This is a genomic window from Peptoniphilaceae bacterium AMB_02 (genome assembly GCA_036321625.1).
Taxonomy (GTDB): domain Bacteria; phylum Bacillota; class Clostridia; order Tissierellales; family Peptoniphilaceae; genus Microaceticoccus; species Microaceticoccus formicicus.
Genome location: CP143259.1, coordinates 483,769 through 502,960, shown reverse-complemented (window position 1 = coordinate 502,960; position 19,192 = coordinate 483,769). Strand labels below are relative to the sequence as shown.

Sequence of the window (19,192 nt, the reverse complement as noted above, 5' to 3'; positions counted from 1 at the left end):
TGAACAAAACGAAGATGCTGACAAAGACATCCTCGAAGATATAATAGATGACACAAATCTAGAACCTCTAGATGAAATCAAAGAAGAAAATACAGACCTACCAATTATTGAATCTCTCATCGTTGAAGACGAGAAAGATGAAACTGAAATAAAAGACGATAAGGATTTAAATACTCTAAACCAAGATAATAATATGCAGACAATTAGATTATATTTAAATTGGATAGGTCTCGCAAATGGTGAAGATCCTCCGGAAGTTTTCTTCACTGTATATAGAAGTAGTGCTTTTCAAAAAGAAGAACAGGTCATAATGCCAATAAGGATGACCACATCTTCTCATGATTTATCTGTTGAAAAAAATGATGCTGATGGTCATGAATTTAAATACTGGGTTAAGCAAGTTGACTCAAGTGGTAAAGACTATGTCCCGGAAGGATTTACTAAGTTTGAAAATAATCTAAGTGTGACCAACTACAAGACTAATAATAACACGGGAACACTGACTATAAGTAAGCACAAACTGGATGCTAAGAATGCTAATATTTCAGCAAGCATTTCTCAGCCGCTTAAATTCAAAGTCACAGTAGAAGGTCCTAACGGATATTCTATTGAACTCTATATCGGATTTGAAGACCCTATAACTTTAAAAAATCTTCCTTTTGGAACTTATAAGGTTACTGAATATCCGGGAAGTACCGGATATACACCGGTATACAATCCAGAAAATGGGACTGTTCTGATTAGTGAAAGTGAACCTGATCAAAAAGTTACTATACACAACAAAATAGACCCTAATATTCACAAACGCAGTATTACGGCCTCAGTTGAGTGGATAGGCGGAGAAGGACCTAGACCCCCTATTTCAGTAGCTCTACGTGGACGATATTTTCATAATATAGGTAGTGCAGATTATACCTACCAGGTAGGTTCTTTCAACCTAACAGAAGAAAATCCACAACAAACAAAATCCGATCTGGATGTGTACTCATATTACGGCACGGAAATAAGTTACTATATAAGTGTTGTCAAAGTCCCTTTGAATTATGAAGTCTTTATCGACGGTTTTAAAGTAACATTAGTCTATACCGGCAGTCTTAGCAATACGACAAAAGTAACGGCAAACAAAATCTGGAATGATAATAACGCAACCGGCAGACCGAAGATATATCTACAGCTTGTAGCCACCATTGATGGAGTAGAATATAATGTAGGCCATCACACATTATTAAATCCTCACGAAACAAAATACACTTGGGACAATATTCCGTATAAAGATAAAGATGGCAATGTAATTGCCTACTCAGTTCGGGAAGTCAACGCGCACGGCTTGCCATGGACTCCACCGGGCTATACTAAAATTGAACACGGATTAACAGTCGTAAACACACTTAAACCAAAAAAACAGCTAGTAACTGCAACTAAAGTTTGGATAGATGATTTAGCTAATAATCCGAATCAAAGGCCAACAATCTGGTTAGAACTATCCGGATACGACTCAAGGGGCAATCTAATGATTCATCCGGATATTAAAAAACTGGATCCCGGCATAAGTTTGGTGAATTGGGATGATCTGCCCATTCTCGATGAATACGGTAAGCCTTACAATAATCTATTTGTAACTGAAGTTGACGAACAGGGTAATCCTTGGGTGCCTGAAGGTTATGAGAAAACTGAAGATGGACTTACGGTAACTAATAAAAAGAAATCTCAATACAGAATAATTACTGCCTATAAGATTTGGGAAGATGAACTAGATAATGACCCAAGTCAGAGACCTACTATCTGGTTTAAACTTTCAGGATACGACTCTAGAGGAAACCTAATTAACCATCCGGATATTAAGAAATTAGAACCCGGCATGACCTCTGCTACCTGGGATAATGTACCAATTCTCGATGAATACGGCCAGCCTTATACAGGATTATTTATCACAGAAGTTGACGAAGACGGTAATTCTTGGGTTCCTGAAGGATATGAAAAGACTGAAGACGGACTTACTGTAACCAATAAAAAGAAAGATAATTGTACAAGTATTACTGCAAACAAGATTTGGGTAGATGGTCTAGATGATGACCCAAGTCAAAGACCTGCAATCTGGTTTAAACTTTCTGGATACGACTCCAAGGGCAATCTAATCAGCCATTCAGATTTTAAAAAGCTGGAGCCGGGTATGACCTCTGTCACCTGGGATGATGTACCAATTCTCGATGAATACGGCCAGCCTTATACGGGACAATTCGTCACTGAAGTTGACGGTAGTGGCAATCCTTGGGTGCCTGAAGGATACGAAAAATTAGAAGATGGGCTTACAGTAATAAATACAACACCGGATCCTGATCCTGACCCGGACCCAGATCCTGATCCAGACCCAGATCCAGACCCAGACCCAGATCCTAATCCTGACCCGGATCCTGAACCTAAACCTGACCCCGACCCGGATCCTGACCCAAAACCAGAACCTAAGCCGGACCCTAAACCCGAGCCTAAGCCAGAGCCTAAGCCGGAGCCTAAACCGGATAAACCTAAACCTGTAAAGACTCTACCAAAAACAGGTAGCGATGCTGCGTTTGCACTATATTTGGGACTGGCAACAATGGGATTAGGTGGATATTTGTTAAAAGAAGATAAAAAGAAAAAGTAAAATTATAAAAACTCCCCTAAAAGATGTTTTTGCATCTTTTAGGGGAGTTGGTTTTTGTCCAAATATGATGGTAAAAATCTCTTTCCTCGGTCGTATAATCAATAAAACATTTCAAGAAGTAGAGGAAGTGCCCTCACTTCCACGTTAGGCATAAAATAATTTCAGTCTGGAGATGTCGCTTTTTGCCTGCTCCATCTGACGTAGGGGAGTTGTTAAATAAAAGAATTCGAAGAATTCTACTGCTATATTTCAAACTCACGACTAACTACTGCCAAACTCACGACTAACCCCACGACCAACTACCGCCAAACTCACGACTAATCCACACTTCCACGTTTGTTTAACAACAATTTCTCGTATAAACAACGACCCAAATCACGGTTTTAGAAGTAGTAATTAGAACTAACAAGTTAGACTTTTATGGTAGCAACGAAGAGATGTCGCATTTTGTATTTCTCTCCCTCCGAGTCGCTTTTGCGACCCACCTCCCTCGTCAGAGGGAGGCTCTCGAGGACTCACTACAAACCACCGTCAAACTGACTCCCCCCATCTCATCTCTTTTTTAGCTTCTCCGAAGCTTAAGGTTCACCTCAGGTGTTACATTCTTCGCCAAAGATTGACTCTAAGAAAGGGGTTTGTCTGTTTTTATAATTAATTTTAGAATCTACGGTATCGGGAAATAATCCCTTAGGGAAATTCTCGACAACAGAGATGTCAGCCCTTTTTCCCGGGCATCTGATTCTTATCTTCGTATTTTCAAGCGTTCTGACATCTCCGTCATAAAAGCCTACTGAACCGGATGAGGTATTCGTTCCAACGCATTTCGTATCGGGATTTTGTCTTAGTTTAATTATCAATTGGTTGACTAAAGACCCCATTGAAGCATCGGTTAAAATGTAGAGTCTGGGAACTTCATAAACTATTTTGGATTCTATCGCTCCCAGCAAATCGGTATCACTTGCACTTTCATAAAATTCACCACTCGTTTTGATGAATTTAGAATATATATACTTAATTACCTCAGGATTTGACGTATGATTACCTCTCATGTCCAGAACTACCATCCAAGGTTTTTTATTTGCCATTTCTTCAAATGCAGAGTCCAGCTGTGAAAAAAAAGCTTCTTCATGACCACTCTGAACAGTTTTAATCACCAGATAACCAAAAGAAAATTTATTCTCTGTACCATATGTAAACTCTACAGGACTTTCGGTTGGAGCATTTTTTGAAATTGTACTCAGTGCAATACCGCTTTTACTTGCTCCCTGTAATTTATTTTTACTTTCCACTCCGTCCACCATCGATTTTATTGTAAATTCATCGCAGGAACCATATATATCAAAATATAGCAGCGGAAACTGCGCTGATATTTTATAATCACTACCTTGCTCCATATTGCTCGTAACTCTTTCTCGCATTGCATTTAATATCTCAATACTTGAAACGCCATTTATCTCGAGGATTTCCTCTACACTCTCTTCCTGATCTGCATAGATTTTGCCACCTTCGACCACTACATCCATAGGAAAGAGCTTTTCACCTCTCCCTATAGCATGCTCCCTCGATATTGAAGGAGCGATGTCTATGTCCGAATTAGGTATATTAGCAACAGCTTTTTGAAGGAGATGATAAAACTCTGACTCAGTCATTCCATCTATTATCTCGCCTTCAAGTGCATTCAGTTTTTCGTCAATATCCGAAATGCTTGCATCCGATAATTCATTAACTTGCTTTAAAGCAGCACTAAAAACTTCAAAATCAGCCTTTAGTTCGGCAACTGATATCTTTTTCTCACCATCACTCTCTACCTCTGCATCAGGTAGATTTACATCGGATTTTTTAAAAACCTCTTTCATGCTAATAGGTTTTTCTTTTTTTTCAATTGTTCTTTGATTGGAGCATCCTATGAGCCCCATAAGAATACATAGAATTAATGCGATTTTTTTCAAAATTACCCCCATATTATACAACAATTTTCAGACTCATAAACTCCTAACTAAGAATCTTATAATTTAACCCTAAATCCATAGTTTTCATAGTTTTTAATTGTTTAATGACTTTTACCAACTACTTCTTAAAAATCTCCCTAAATTCTCTTTGGGCTCTGTCCTCATTTCCAATGACTTTATAAAAGGATCTATTATTTCCAATCCTATATGGTAGTACATTATCCATATTAAAATTTTCAAGCGCATCCATCATCACTTTGAATTCGCTTGGCTTTAAGTCCACAAAGAATTCAGCACTATATTCATCTATAGCCTTTCCCTTACCTTTATTTAATAACTCAAAAACCTTAAAATCCATAGTTTTAAATTGAGATTCAAAAAGCTTATATAATTGCGATTTGGATTCTAATATCTTACTATTCATAGAAAAATAAGTATTTATTAACCCCGTCGGGAGTAGATTGCTAACCTCATATAAGTAAATACTATCAACTCCCTCTAATCTATCTACAATCCCGGCCAATCTTTGCGTCGTCCATCTATGTTCGTTGTGAGCATCGAATGGTGAGACCGTAAAAATTTTATTATACCCACCGGTTTTTATCGTTTTTTCAAGCTCCTCTTCAGCGTATTTTTCGTGACCAGCAACATTTCCATTAGGTATCGGAAGAGTTTTTAAACTATTTAATCCTAAAGCTTCCCAGCAAACTTCTTGCTTCCTCTTTCCTCACCTCATCGATATTACTTACATCGCTTTCACTCTTTCCGCTATCGGTGAGATAGATTATATCTATCTGTTTATTTCCATATGCAGCCAGATAACCTCCCATACCAATGGTTTCATCATCCACATGAGGTGCAATAATCAATATCCTGTCATGCTCTAAAGGTTCTGAAATTTCCTTAGCATCCAGCTTGTATTTTGAGTAAAACGCATTAATTTTAATAATATTATACATACATATAGGTCTATACAAGACCCTTGCTAAATTATCTTTAAACCCCATATTACACCCCTCAGATATTTTTTATCTAACTATATTGCGATATTAAATTCAGTTCACGAAAGCACATACTATTCTCAATAGTTCCATTACTATCTTAAACTAAATAACTTATTTATCAGTTTCATTCGAGTACTTGATAGATTCCAATCTTCATATCTATAAGACAAGACGAAATCATTTGTCCATCTAAACTTCCAAGGATATCTCCCCGAACCGAAATCAAATTTTTCTATATCCCTGTTTTTGATAATATAGTTAAAAATTTCATAAAACATAGTTCCATTTGTCCTATATTCTATAAAATCTATATTATAAGCGGTATTCCAAGAGTAGATAGTCCCATTATGCAAGTAAGTATTTCTATAGCTAATTATTTCACCTTTTCCATCCATTAACACAAATAATAATGTCTTATCCGATACCTTTCTTAAACTATTGATATATTCATCATTTAGTTTATTATCAAACAGACTTCTTCTATCTTTTCTGTCGGCTTCCTCTCTAAGATACTCCTGCTGCTTTTTATGTAAATTCGTTATTCTTTCATACATCTCATCATCTATAGAACTTAAAGCTTTAAATTCATATCCGACTTCCCTGTCCAGCTTATTTCTATACTTTCTGATTTTGCTTGGTAAGCTTATATCGTCAATACTTTTTATCTCCTTAAAATCCAAATGTGGAATCTCCACCAAGTACTTTGTTTTTTCATTATATCTATCATCCTTGAGCAAATAATGAGCGAGTTCTGATTTAGAAGAAATATAGGAAAGAACCAATCTATCCCATTCCTCTTCATTCTCATAAATCGCATCAAATAGATACTTAATAATGGTTTGCGTATTATTTTTAGTCCTATCAATTATAAAATTGAAATAATCGCCTTGTCCTATAAAATGAAGTTCTTTCCACTCTAGAAATCCTTTCTTCCTTCTCTTTAAATAAAGAGGAGCAATTCCCAATACTTCCTCATTTTTCATTACATATATTATAAATAGTGAATTATTGTTATCTTTACTGTAGGCATCCCACCAACATTTATTAAAATCATATGTGCTGTATACAGGTATCTCGCTGTCTTTTTCCTCTAATCCTCTCCAGGCATTCTCAAGCATAATAAAGTCTTTATCATCTTTTAAAATCATGACTTCCATAAACTCACCTCTAGTATATTATAATACATAAACTGAATATGTAAAATCAACAATTACTAAAATATGTGCTGTACAATTATAAAACATATCGCAGAAAATCTTCTATATAAATGTAAAAGAGGCTATAAAATAGCCTCTTATTTAAACTAATTAGTTTGTTTCTTTTGGTGCCTCTTCTTTTGGAGCTTCTTCTTTTGGTGGATTTAATGCTTCAAACTCTTTTAGTACAGATTCAGCGATCGAGCCTGTTCCACCTATTGCTACTACTTCGTTTATTCCATTGTCTTTAACATGTTTAAGAGTTCCTTCAGGAATTTTAGCTTCATTTACAAGCAGTATAGGCATATCATTATTAAATGCGTATGGAGCTGCCGAAAGTGCATCTACAGATTTAAATGCGTTTACGAAGATGGCTTTCTTAGCTTCGGGATATGCTTTTTTGGCAAGTTCAAGAGCTGTCATATATCTGTCACTACCCTTGGTCCTTACTTTGAATAAATCTCCCAGTTCAGTTTCAATAGCAGTATCAACAGAGCTATTTCCACCGACTATCTCAACATGATCAATCTTTGCAGAATCAATATAAGCCTTAACTTCTTGAGGTAGAGCTTCTTTAGCAGTGAGTACTACAGCCAGATTGTTCTTAGCAGCATAACCACTAACTGCAAGAGCATCTACACTATTATATCCATTAGCCAGGATTATCCCCTTCATTGGGAATCCGGCTTTTAATGATTTAGCAACTTCCAGTGAAGTTTCAAATCTGTTTTTACCTGCAAGTCTTGTAGTCGTACTATCCATAGCTTTAAGGACTTTTTCTACAGCTTCAGAAACAGAGCTTTTACCACCGACTATTATTATATTCTCGGGTTTCAATCTGTTTATTTCTGTCATTACTTCTGTAGTAATCTTATCTTTTTGAACCAGAAGTATTGGTGCTCCATGCTTAATTGATAGTGGACCGGCAGCAAGTGCATCTGCTTCATTTCCTCCTGCAGCAACAATTACAGTCTTAGGCTTAATATCCGAATCGGCCGGGAAGTATGCTTTAGAAACTTCAACTGCTGTAAGATATCTGTCTTTTCCTGCAACTCTGGAAGTCTTATTGATTACTTCATCCTCTGGAACTATAACTTCTATTATGTCACTCTTATATTTTTCACCTATAGTGGCATGTACATGGAAAACTTCTTTGCCCTTAAGTGTAGTAACTACATTTGCTTCAAATTTACCTTCTTTATCGGCATCAGCTTTTATTGGTTCATCAAAACCTTCTCTTGTTATAAAGACTTTTGCGTCAGGTGCAGTTGTACCGGTTACTTTTTTCTCACCGGCTTTTACTTTATCTACTTCTAATTTAATATTGATAAATTCTGACTTTATATCTTTAAGTGGTAAGAAAGCTCCATCAGTTAATTGGGTATAGAGTGTGATGGTCTCTCCTTCTTTCTGGATTTCGTCAATTAAATATACTATTTCAGTTTTTCCATTTATTGTGTCAGACTTTTTACTACCTAATTTACCATTGTATTTACCATAAATTGAATCAATTCCAAGTTTCTCAGGAGTATCCTTTAATTCTAAAGCCACGGTAGTTTTTCCTGCTCTAGCATCAGCTTTTACTATATACTCACCGATATCTTTTTGTATAGCTAGATTAAGTTTCACTTCACTGCCGTCTTCAACATCTGTTGGGGCTTTAAATATAATCTTGCCATCAACAATTTTTAGGTTTTCATCGCCTTTAATAGGGTCGATAATCAGTTTCTCACCGGTAAACATTGAACCGGTAATTTCATATTCTTTACCTTTTTCAACTAATCTTCCTGAAACAGGCAGAGTTTGATCACCGATATTCATTAGTCTATCTACACCTTTTGGGAAAGAGTATTTTGCTCTAATTTTGTTAGTATCAGTTTCAGCTTTTTTTACCTCTGCACTAAACTCATATTTTAAGTCTTCTCCTGATCCCCAATGAGATTTCTTAATTCCAGTTTCTTTAGATATTGTTCCATCGCTGAAGACATGAGTTCTTCCTTCTTCCATCTTTACAACTAAAAGCACTGTGTCTTTTATTTCAACATTCTCTTTCTTTAGTGCTGTAATCTCTTCATCTGTAAAAGGTACTCCATCAAGTGTAATCGATAATGCTTTAACATCACTAGGTTTAAATCCAGCTTCCTTAGATGTAAATTTAATACTTAATGTACCTGTTTTAAGTGGCTTAAGCTTTATTTTTGTTTCAACGGTTGCAGTATATTCTTCTCCTTCCTTAACCCATTTAATCTTACTTGAATCACCTTCTGTACTATTTTCATTAAAGGCTTCTATAGTAAATTTCTTTTCCATTTGATCATCTGCAAATACATATTTTGATTCGTCTTTAAACTTAAGTGTGAGGTTTTGTTCTTCGGTTACATTAACCTGTTTTAAATTTGTATTATTTTCATCGACTCCTAGGTAAGCATCCAGTTTAGCGTCGGCTAAAGTTACCTCGTTATTATCACCATCCTTAAGTTTGACAATAATACTGCCTAACTTCGGCTCTTCATCTCCCTTTTCTCCATCTGCAAATGCAGTAATAGTCCCAAAACTACCTAGTAGCATTGCAAACAATAATAGAAATGCCACAATTCTTGTACTTGTTTTTTTCATAAAATCCCTCCCAGAATTATATTTGATATTATTATACCATTTTAAGCATGGTATGTAAAATCGTTAAACTATGATTTTAAGCCATTTGTATCATTTTCCTATTATTTGAGTTAGTCAGTCATTGTTAAATAAACTTAATAACTGAAACCATTTATTACATAGTTTTAAAACTAAATAAGATCGGGCAGCACTCTTATATATAAGAGTGCTGCCCGATTGTAGTATTCTCATTTATTTTTGCGATTTATTTGTTTAATTCTTTAATTCTTACCGGAATTCTTCCACCATTTCCCGTTTCATCGGTATATGCCATATTAGTATAGATACCGCCATTTTTTACGAAAAGCACAAGACTTTCCAAATTCTCAAATTCCGGTTTTTGTAAACTTACTTCTTTTTCATGTAATTTGATTTTTGGATTTTTAGCCAAATACTCATCCACTGTTTTCTCGAGCTCTTCCTTGTTTAGTTCGTACATTCCAAGAAATTCTTCATTGCTGAGTGGCGCAAGATTGCTTAAATTCACGTTTCTTACCTTGATAGTGCTGGACAGGTCCATTATTCCTGCCATTCCATCATTTTTTACTAAAATAAGCGAAAGTACTTTTCCATCACTTGCAAGTTCATAGTCCAGTGTAGATATATAGTCTGAGCTTCCGGTTTCAGCCATCCCTTTTATTTGAACAACGGACTCGGAAACTGCCTCGGTCAACAACACAGACCATGCCTGTTGGGCATTTGCCAAAGGCTTGCTCATTATGAAATTAGGAACTCTATAATACGAAAAAACCCCATCGACAATAGGACTGCTGATAAGATCTGAAGAGTCAGGGTGAACTGCAAAATCATAAGACCTCACAAATAGTACCTTTATATCCCTCTCAGTCCCGTCTGAATACATTATTTTTAACTTCTGAAGTCCCTCGACAGGTTTGCTTAAGATAAACTTCCCGGTCGGATCTTCCTTCAAGGTTTCCCCTTCAAACTCAACTTTAAAGGTTTTGAGTTCAGTTCTCGAATAAACCTCGTCTGTCTCCTCAGGTTGAATCAATGGTAAGTGGAAAGCATAACTTTCAGCCAGGAAAGCTATCGCATCAAAATTCTTAGCAAATGAAATCTGCTCCATAACTTCCTGAAGCGAGCTTAATTTCTTCGGCTCAGTTTCAGTTTTTCCCTCTGCTTTATCAGTTTGTGTTTCAGTACTCTTCTCTGTATTTTCTGTTTTCCCATTACAAGCAGTAAAAAGCATTCCTGCAATAAGTAATAGGGCAAATATTTTTATAATCTTTTTCATTTAAACCTCCCAAACATATACGAATAGGATAACATAATCATAAGTTCAAATCAAGGATAAATGGGGAGGTGCTTTTAATTGAGCCTTAGCTCCATCTTTGACGATAAATTACCTTCGTGTTGAAATTATCATTTGCTTAACATGGAAGTGTGGGCACTTCCGCTACCTATGACATAAGTTTATGATTCTACGACCGCGGAAAGAGGTTGATTTAGCCATCTATGGTGCGAGGTAGAGGAGCTGCCCCTAGCTCCATCTTTGGTGATGAATTACCTTTGTGCTAAATTATCATTTGTCAAACGTGGAAGTGTGGGCACTTCCGCTACCTATGACATAATTTTATGATTCCACGACCACGGAAAGAGGTTGATTTAGCCATCTATGGTGCGAGGTAGAGGAGCTGCCCCTAGCTCCATTTTTGGTGATGAATTACCTTCGTGCTAAGATGTTCTTGTGTTGAACTTGGGTAATCGGGTAAATATCAATATAGTATATAGCATTACTAATAGCGTATATGTAAGAATAAGAACTAAGAGGTGTTGAATGGTGAGTTTTTATAGAAAAGGAAATAGATATCAAAATTATGATTATAGCACTGCCAATATCTATTTCATCACTTTTTGTACATACTTAAAGAAAAGTATTCTATCCCAAATCCATGATTTTAATAAAATGGAAAAGCCAAAGATTATATTATCAGAACTAGGTTTGGAATGCGATAAGGTTATTCAAAGATACAACGATGAGTTTGACATATACATTCCTCATTATGTAATCATGCCGAATCATATACATTTAATCGTAGATTTGACAGATATTAATAATTGTAAGATTAATTACAATATTTCAAATATTGTTAAGGCTATTAAGTCAATATCTAGAAAATCGGTATCGGATGAATTCCTAAACAAACACGGTTCAAATTTATGGCAAAAATCATTTTTTGATAGGATAGTAAGAAATGACAAAGAGTATTTTGAATTAGCTAAGTATATAGATGAAAACCCCATAAAATGGAATTTAGATGAATATTATGTTAAATAATCCATCAATATTAGATTGTTAAGTCGTACATTGTTTATTTATGTTTATAAACAACACAAACTAGGTTAAATTAGTCAACCATGCGATTAAGTAGAGGAGCTGCCACTAGCTCCATCTTTAGTGATGAATTACCTTCGGACTGAAATAGTTTTATGCCTAACGTGGAAGTGTGGGCACTTCCTCTACCTATTTCCTTGGTTTTTTGATTGTACAAACGCGCAAAATTGGGCGACCCATCAATATTCCAAAACTTAAAAAGAGCGATCTTTCGATCGCTCTTAATTATTTGTTTTTAGTGGATTCCTGGGTACTCAATTCTTAAGTTTAAGATGTTTGCTAATTGATCTCTTACTGCTGTTGAGATTTGATCAGTTCCACCGAAGATTGTTCCTTCTAAGATGTTGTTGCTTCTTAAGAAGTTTACTACATCGTCAGAAACTTTATCTTTTTCTACTAAGATTATTGGTGCTTTTACTCTTGCTCCAAATGGTGCTGCTGCTAATGCATCTGAGAATGCATCTCCGTTTGCGAAGAATACTCTTGTTACATCTTCAAAGAATGTCTTAGCTAGTACCATTGAAGTTAATTGTCTTGTTGCTCCTGAGAATCTTTCTACTGAATATCCTTTACCTAGGTTTGCTATTTCATTTTCTACTGCTTTAGAAACTGATTTTTCTCCACCTACGATTATTACTTTTTCTATATCCCACTTAGCTAATGCTTCGATTGTTTCCGGAGCTAGCTTGTCTTGGTGAGTTAGAAGTATTGGAATTCCGTAGTATGCTGCAGGTACAGATGCTGTTAATGCGTCAGCAAATGTGTATGCGTTTGCTAGGAATACTGTTGATTTAGTATCGTATCCAAGGTTAAATGCCGGTCTTTCGTTTGTTGCTGCGATTAATCCTCTGAATGCTTCTCCTACTTCAACTGCTGTTCCAAATCTGTTTGAGCCTGAGATTCTCTTAACTACTACGCCAAGATCTCTTATCTCATCAGCTACTTTATTTGATACAGTGCTGAATCCACCTACGATGATTACTCTGTCTGCATTAGCTTTGATATACTTAGCTGTATCGTCTGGTAGTTCGTTTCCTTGTACCATTAGTAGTGGTGCTTTGTATTCAAATGCTACTACTCCTGCAGTTAATGCGTCAGCAAATGTTTTTACTTCTCCTACTACTACATTCTTGTAACCGTCTTTTGCAGTCAATCCTTTAGGGAATTGTGCTTTAGCTATTGCTACTGCTGTGTCAAATCTATTCTTTCCTGCAATTCTATTGTCCATTCCGAAGAAATCTGCATGGTTTTCGATTTCGATATCAAGTACAAAACCATAATCTGATCTTGTTATTGCTAGGTCTTCGAATGTCCAGTTTGAATTGTTATGATCTTCAAAGTATCCTCTAGTTGAGATAATGTTTGGATATGGAGTAAGTCCTTCATGGTTACCTGTATCAAGCTGTTTGATTAGGTATGGCATTGAAATTCCCATATATGCATTGTTGTATACATGGTCTCCATAATTAAAGCTCTCATCAAGGTTCTTTCTACCAGGTACATTGAATGCAGGATTTTGTTCTTCTCTTAGTAACTCATTTGGCCAGAAGAATGTTTTAACATTTGATACCGGAACGCCTTTGAATTCTACGATTCCGTATTCATCTGTTTGCTTAACTAGTAGTTCTTTTCCTAGTTTGATTTCTTGTCCTATATGATCGTTTCCGTTTTCATATAGTCCTACTTTTGCTCCTGTTACAGGTTGTCTAACTTGTGGAGTTCTTCCAGCGTTAAATATCTTAACTCTGATTGTTGCAAATAGATCTGCAAATGGAATTGTTACTACTACTTTGTCATCTCTTAATTCGTAGATTTCTTTTGGATCTACTGCTGTTCCTTTAAGAGCTTCATTGTATCTTGAGATGTCTTTTATCTTCCATAGGTTTAGAGGATAAACTTTATCATTGTATTTGTATCCTGTATCTTCATTTCCAGGTGCCGGGAATGGATAGTCTTCATTATCCATAGCTTGAACACCTAGGATTTCACCTGTTCTTAGGTTTAACCATTGTCCTGCTAGTAGACCATTGTTAGCTTTGATTGATACTACTCCTGTTACAGGATGAGTTTTAATATCATCTTTCTTGATTCCTGCATATCCATTCCAGTTAGTTGCATCTGTTACATAGAAAGGAACTCCAGGATTCTTAGGAATTAAGTTACCATTTTGATCTTTCTTATAGTGGAAAGCATCAGTTTGGTCTAGGATAAATACTCCAAAGTGTACTTTTCTTACAGGCTGATTAGCTGTTCCGATTGCTCTCATTAGGAATTGGCCTAATTCTTTCGCGATTAATTCTTCTATAAATGTATGTGGATTAGTATGGTTTCCTTTTTCATCTCTTTCAACTTCATATGCCCAAGCACCATTTACCCATTTATCTTCAGTTTCCGCTGTAAATAGTTTTCTATGAACTAACACATCTTCTAAGTGTTCAGCAGTTGTATCAAAGTATTGACCATTTATATGATAAGCCAAATAGTAATCTCTTCCTTCTACTATATGATCTTCAAAGCAAAACAAACCATCAGAGCCTACAAAAACAACATCGTGACTAACACGAGGTGCAGTTTTAGGGTCAGCCCCTTTTGCAACATGGAATATAAAAGCTAAAGGTACTGTTCTGATACTATAAGTATCATGACCTGCATTAGGATCATTGTACTGGAATCTGACGCAGAACTTAACTGGCTGTTTAACATCTACCTGTTGAGATTTCTTAACAGGTTGGATATTGTGAACAGGATCTAATTTATCAAATTCCCATCCTTCTCTAATTTTAGAAGTTCCGTCTTCGTTAAGTTCTTCTGAATGGATTTCATAATTAACACCATCATAACTAGCTAACCAAATTCTCCAGTATCTTGGTTGTCCATTGTCTTTGTCTGTAATAGTCACAAATAGACCACAGTCTGAAGGTTCAGGTGCTACTTCACCTTCTCCTCCCAATGCTCCTGTACAGAACAATTGAACGCCAAAGTCACCATTATTTACTAACTTTTTGAAGTTTCCATCAGCATCGCCTTCAAGTTTTACCCAGTCTTCTTTATCTGCTGTGTCAAAATCATTAGCATGGATAAATTCACTTGATAGTCTTGCTATAGATTTTTCATAGTTAACGCTAAAGTTCATCCATAGTCCTTCGCCTTCAACCCATTTTAGTATCGGTGGATTATTAGCTGCATTTGAATCGTCAGTGTTATCTGCAAATACAGGTACAGCTGCAGCAAAAACCATGATGAAAGCCAGCATCATTGCCAACATTTTTCTTACGTTTTTGTTCATACTTTTATTCACTCCTCCGTAAATATTATTATTCTAAAACTCTTACCTTGCATTACCCTAGTGCAAGTTTTGCATTTATACTATGAATTGAATCTCATAGCTATAATATGCAAATTCTGAAAAAAGCCACTGTTCTTATCCACTCCACATCGACGTCTACGAATGGGTGGACACATCCTTTTCTGTAGCATCGATGCGCTACGTAGTATGTGCGGACATATTTTCAGTGCTTAGTATTTTCAAGGTGCTCTAGGAGACTTCAGTATAATAATTGCAGTTATTATTTATGGCGATTATGAAATCTCACAGCAGGGTAACGTTTTAGTTGAGGTCCATCCTCAATACATCTATTATAGTATTGCAAGCGTAATATTTCAAGTTTATTAAAAACTTTTATTAGATAGCTATAAAAAGGCCGTGTCAATTCAAATAATGTGTTATTAAGTTGATGAGCTGCCCGGCTTCTTTGAAAAATAAATCTTTTTAACCGTTGAATTCTATCCAATCACTTCGTTCTTGGGAATTCTTTGCATGAAACCTAATAAAAAACAGATGTAAATATTTGAGATTAGACTTTTAAAGTAGCGAAGAAGAGATATCTCTTTTGTTATTTCTCTCCCTCCGAGTTAGCTTTTCAAACCCACCTCACAGTTTTAGATGTGAGATTTTAGAGGTTTGAGGTTAGACTTTTAATGTAGCGACAAAGTAATGTCGCTTTTTCTTGACTCCAACTTTTGGCAGTCGAATTCACACCAATCATGTGTTTCTTTTTGCGGCTCCATCTGACGAGGGAGCTGTCAACTTGGTTGACTGAGGGAGAGATACACATAGAGGAGTTCGAAGAATTCTACTGCTATATTTTAAACTCACGACCACCCCACTACCAACTATCCCCAACCATCACTAACCCTGCTTCCTCATCCCCATAACCTCATACAACTAATACCTCTTCTACTTTATTCCAAAACGAAAAAAGAGCGATCTTTCGATCGCTCTTAATTATTTGATTTTAGTGGATTCCTGGGTACTCAATTCTTAAGTTTAAGATATTTGCTAATTGATCTCTTACTGCTGTTGAGATTTGATCAGTTCCACCGAAGATTGTTCCTTCTAAGATGTTGTTGCTTCTTAAGAAGTTTACTACATCGTCAGAAACTACGTCTTTTTCTACTAAGATTATTGGTGCTTTTACTCTTGCGCCAAATGGTGCTGCTGCTAATGCATCTGAGAATGCATCTCCGTTTGCGAAGAATACTCTTGTTACATCTTCAAAGAATACATTTGCTAGTTTCATTGAAGTTAATTGTCTTGTTGCTCCTGAGAATCTTTCTACTGAATATCCTTTACCTAGGTTTGCTAATTCATTTTCTACTGCTTTAGAAACTGATTTTTCTCCACCTACGATTATTACTTTTTCTATATCCCACTTAGCTAATGCTTCGATTGTTTCCGGAGCTAGCTTGTCTTGGTGAGTTAGAAGTATTGGAATTCCGTAGTATGCTGCAGGTACAGATGCTGTTAATGCGTCAGCAAATGTGTATGCGTTTGCTAGGAATACAGTAGATTTAGTATCGTATCCAAGGTTAAATGCCGGTCTTTCGTTAGATGCTGCGATTAATCCTCTGAATGCTTCTCCTACTTCAACTGCTGTTCCAAATCTGTTTGAGCCTGAGATTCTCTTAACTACTACGCCAAGATCTCTTATCTCATCAGCTACTTTATTTGATACAGTGCTGAATCCACCTACGATGATTACTCTGTCTGCATTAGCTTTGATATACTTAGCTGTATCGTCTGGTAGTTCGTTTCCTTGTACCATTAGTAGTGGTGCTTTGTATTCAAATGCTACTACTCCTGCAGTTAATGCGTCAGCAAATGTTTTTACTTCTGCTACTACTACATTCTTGTAACCGTCTTTTGCAGTTAATCCTTTAGGGAATTGTGCTTTAGCTATTGCTACTGCTGTGTCAAATCTATTCTTTCCTGCAATTCTATTGTCCATTCCGAAGAAATCTGCATGGTTTTCGATTTCGATATCAAGTACAAAACCGTAATCTGATCTTGTTATTGCTAGGTCTTCGAATGTCCAGTTTGAATTGTTATGATCTTCAAAGTATCCTCTAGTTGAGATAATGTTTGGATATGGAGTAAGTCCTTCATGGTTACCTGTATCAAGCTGCTTGATTAGGTATGGCATTGAAATTCCCATATATGCATTGTTGTATACATGGTCTCCATAATTAAAGCTCTCATCAAGGTTATCTCTACCAGGTACATTGTGTGCAGGATTTTGTTCTTCTCTTAGTAACTCATTTGGCCAGAAGAATGTTTTAACATTTGATACCGGAACGCCTTTGAATTCTACGATTCCGTATTCATCTGTTTGCTTAACTAGTAGTTCTTTTCCTAGTTTGATTTCTTGTCCTATATGGTCGTTTCCGTTTTCATATAGTCCTACTTTTGCTCCTGTTACAGGTTGTCTAACTTGTGGAGTTCTTCCAGCGTTAAATATCTTAACTCTGATTGTTGCAAATAGATCTGCAAATGGAATTGTTACTACTACTTTGTCATCTCTTAATTCGTAGATTTCTTTTGGATCTACTGCTGTTCCTTTAAGAGCTTCATTGTATCTTGAGATGTCTTTTATCTTCCATAGGTTTAGAGGATAAACTTTATCATTGTATTTGTATCCTGTATCTTCATTTCCAGGTGCTGGGAATGGATAGTCTTCATTATCCATAGCTTGAACACCTAGGATTTCACCTGTTCTTAGGTTTAACCATTGTCCTGCTAGTGGACCATTGTTAGCTAGTATAGATACTACTCCTGTTACAGGATGAGTTTTAATATCTTCTCTAGCAATTCCTGCATATCCATTCCAGTTAGTTGCATCTGTTACATAGAAAGGAACTCCAGGATTCTTAGGAATTAAGTTACCATTTTGATCTTTCTTGTAGTGGAAAGCATCAGTTTGGTCTAGGATAAATACTCCAAAGTGTACTTTTCTTACAGGCTGATTAGCTGTTCCGATTGCTCTCATTAGGAATTGACCTAGTTCAACCGGTGTAAGTTCCATTTTGAATTCGTATGGATCCTTGTGGCTTCCGTCAGGATTTCTTTCTACTTCATATGCCCAAGCACCATTTACCCATTTGTTTGCTGTTTCAGCTGTAAATAGTTTAACCAGTTTGTTTCCATTCTTATTGTAGTCAGGTACATTTTGGAATACTTCTGTGTTATGGTTATAAGCTACATAGTAGTCCTTACCTTTTAGTATCTCACCTTTATAGCAAAGTTTTCCGTCTGTTCCAGGTTTTACCCAAGCATCGCCAGCCCAGTGACCTAGTATATATGTTCTGTTAGCTTCAACAGTATGATCCTTACCTTTATCTACATAGAACATAAGTGCTCTAAGGTTTGTTGGAAGTGCATAAGCATCTTGTCCTGCATTAGGATCGCTATATTGCCATCTGATACAGAATTCAAAGTCTCCAACTACAGGAACTACTTGAGATTTCTTAACTGGTTGGATGTTTTGTGTGCTGTCTAGTTCACTGAATTTCCATCCTTCAGCATCTTTAGTTGTTCCATCTTCATTAAGTTCATCATCTGAGATAATTTCTTGCTCATCAAGATTAGCAACTACTTTCCAGTATCTTGGTTGAGCATTGTCTTTGTCAGAAATAATGATATAGAAAGTTATTACTCCAACATCTTCAAGACCAAGTTCTCCTGGCTTAAATAATTTCTTGTAGTTACCATCAGCATCACCTTCAAGTTCTACCCAATTAGCTTCGTTTGAAGTATCTAATTCATTAACTTTATAGAACTTGGTAGTTATAAATGCTTTTGATTTTTTATAGTTAACATCAAAGTTTAACCATAATCCGTCATCAGCAAATGTGAAGTTGTCCGGTTTATTTGCAGCATTTGAATCGTCAGTGTTATCTGCGAATACAGGAACTGCTGCTGCAAAAACCATGATTAGTGCCAGCATCATTGCCAACATTTTTCTTACGTTTTTGTTCATACTTTTATTCACTCCTCCGTAAATATTATTATTCTAAAACTCTTACCTTGCATTACCCTAGTGCAAGTTTTGCAT

General features: G+C 36.1%; 10 protein-coding genes. 2 read left to right on the top strand and 8 right to left on the bottom strand.

Going from position 1 to position 19,192, the window contains the following annotated elements; all coding sequences use genetic code 11:
• The first annotated feature begins 193 nt into the window (after positions 1-193).
• Positions 194-2,641 (top strand): Cna B-type domain-containing protein, encoded by a 2,448-nt coding sequence (locus tag VZL98_02390; GenBank protein ID WVH63821.1) that lies wholly within the window; start codon positions 194-196, stop codon positions 2,639-2,641.
• 590 nt (positions 2,642-3,231) lie between these two features.
• Here VZL98_02390 and VZL98_02385 read toward each other — a convergent pair.
• The 6 genes from VZL98_02385 to VZL98_02360 all read right to left on the bottom strand — a co-directional run bounded on the left by VZL98_02385 (position 3,232) and on the right by VZL98_02360 (position 10,700).
• The gene (locus VZL98_02385) at positions 3,232-4,590 is read right to left on the bottom strand and encodes a hypothetical protein (GenBank protein WVH63820.1); all 1,359 of its coding nucleotides are present in this window, start codon (positions 4,588-4,590) and stop codon (positions 3,232-3,234) included.
• Positions 4,591-4,708: 118 nt separating this feature from the next.
• Positions 4,709-4,948 (bottom strand): hypothetical protein, encoded by a 240-nt coding sequence (locus VZL98_02380; GenBank protein ID WVH63819.1) that lies wholly within the window; start codon positions 4,946-4,948, stop codon positions 4,709-4,711.
• Between the two features lie 322 nt (positions 4,949-5,270).
• On the bottom strand, positions 5,271-5,597 hold the full coding sequence (locus VZL98_02375; protein WVH63818.1) for a PIG-L family deacetylase: 327 nt from the start codon (positions 5,595-5,597) through the stop codon (positions 5,271-5,273).
• Positions 5,598-5,686: 89 nt separating this feature from the next.
• Positions 5,687-6,751, bottom strand: coding sequence for a GNAT family N-acetyltransferase (locus VZL98_02370; GenBank protein ID WVH63817.1), 1,065 nt, complete (start codon positions 6,749-6,751; stop codon positions 5,687-5,689).
• A gap of 150 nt (positions 6,752-6,901) precedes the next feature.
• Positions 6,902-9,406, bottom strand: coding sequence for a cell wall-binding repeat-containing protein (locus VZL98_02365; GenBank protein WVH63816.1), 2,505 nt, complete (start codon positions 9,404-9,406; stop codon positions 6,902-6,904).
• A gap of 244 nt (positions 9,407-9,650) precedes the next feature.
• Positions 9,651-10,700 carry a hypothetical protein gene (locus tag VZL98_02360; GenBank protein WVH63815.1) on the bottom strand — a complete coding sequence of 350 codons (1,050 nt, stop codon included), beginning with the start codon at positions 10,698-10,700 and terminating at the stop codon, positions 9,651-9,653.
• A 543-nt stretch (positions 10,701-11,243) separates the two neighbouring features.
• On the opposite strand from VZL98_02360, the gene VZL98_02355 reads away from it, so the two are divergent.
• Complete coding sequence (locus tag VZL98_02355) at positions 11,244-11,744, top strand: transposase (protein ID WVH63814.1); 501 nt, start codon at positions 11,244-11,246, stop codon at positions 11,742-11,744.
• Between the two features lie 292 nt (positions 11,745-12,036).
• Here the strand turns inward: VZL98_02355 and VZL98_02350 are convergent, their stop codons facing one another.
• Complete coding sequence (locus tag VZL98_02350; GenBank protein ID WVH63813.1) at positions 12,037-15,087, bottom strand: cell wall-binding repeat-containing protein; 3,051 nt, start codon at positions 15,085-15,087, stop codon at positions 12,037-12,039.
• Positions 15,088-16,096: 1,009 nt separating this feature from the next.
• Positions 16,097-19,117, bottom strand: a complete 3,021-nt coding sequence (locus tag VZL98_02345) for a cell wall-binding repeat-containing protein (GenBank protein WVH63812.1) — start codon at positions 19,115-19,117, stop codon at positions 16,097-16,099.
• Positions 19,118-19,192 lie beyond the last annotated feature (75 nt).

Bases quoted from the DNA above. Each gene is read 5' to 3' on its own strand.
- VZL98_02390 (WVH63821.1), top strand. From the start codon at position 194: ATGCAGACAATTAGATTATATTTAAATTGGATAGGTCTCGCAAATGGT.
- VZL98_02380 (WVH63819.1), bottom strand. From the start codon at position 4,948: ATGGATTTTAAGGTTTTTGAGTTATTAAATAAAGGTAAGGGAAAGGCT.
- VZL98_02375 (WVH63818.1), bottom strand. From the start codon at position 5,597: ATGGGGTTTAAAGATAATTTAGCAAGGGTCTTGTATAGACCTATATGT.
- VZL98_02370 (WVH63817.1), bottom strand. From the start codon at position 6,751: ATGGAAGTCATGATTTTAAAAGATGATAAAGACTTTATTATGCTTGAG.
- VZL98_02365 (WVH63816.1), bottom strand. From the start codon at position 9,406: ATGAAAAAAACAAGTACAAGAATTGTGGCATTTCTATTATTGTTTGCA.
- VZL98_02360 (WVH63815.1), bottom strand. From the start codon at position 10,700: ATGAAAAAGATTATAAAAATATTTGCCCTATTACTTATTGCAGGAATG.
- VZL98_02355 (WVH63814.1), top strand. From the start codon at position 11,244: ATGGTGAGTTTTTATAGAAAAGGAAATAGATATCAAAATTATGATTAT.
- VZL98_02350 (WVH63813.1), bottom strand. From the start codon at position 15,087: ATGAACAAAAACGTAAGAAAAATGTTGGCAATGATGCTGGCTTTCATC.
- VZL98_02345 (WVH63812.1), bottom strand. From the start codon at position 19,117: ATGAACAAAAACGTAAGAAAAATGTTGGCAATGATGCTGGCACTAATC.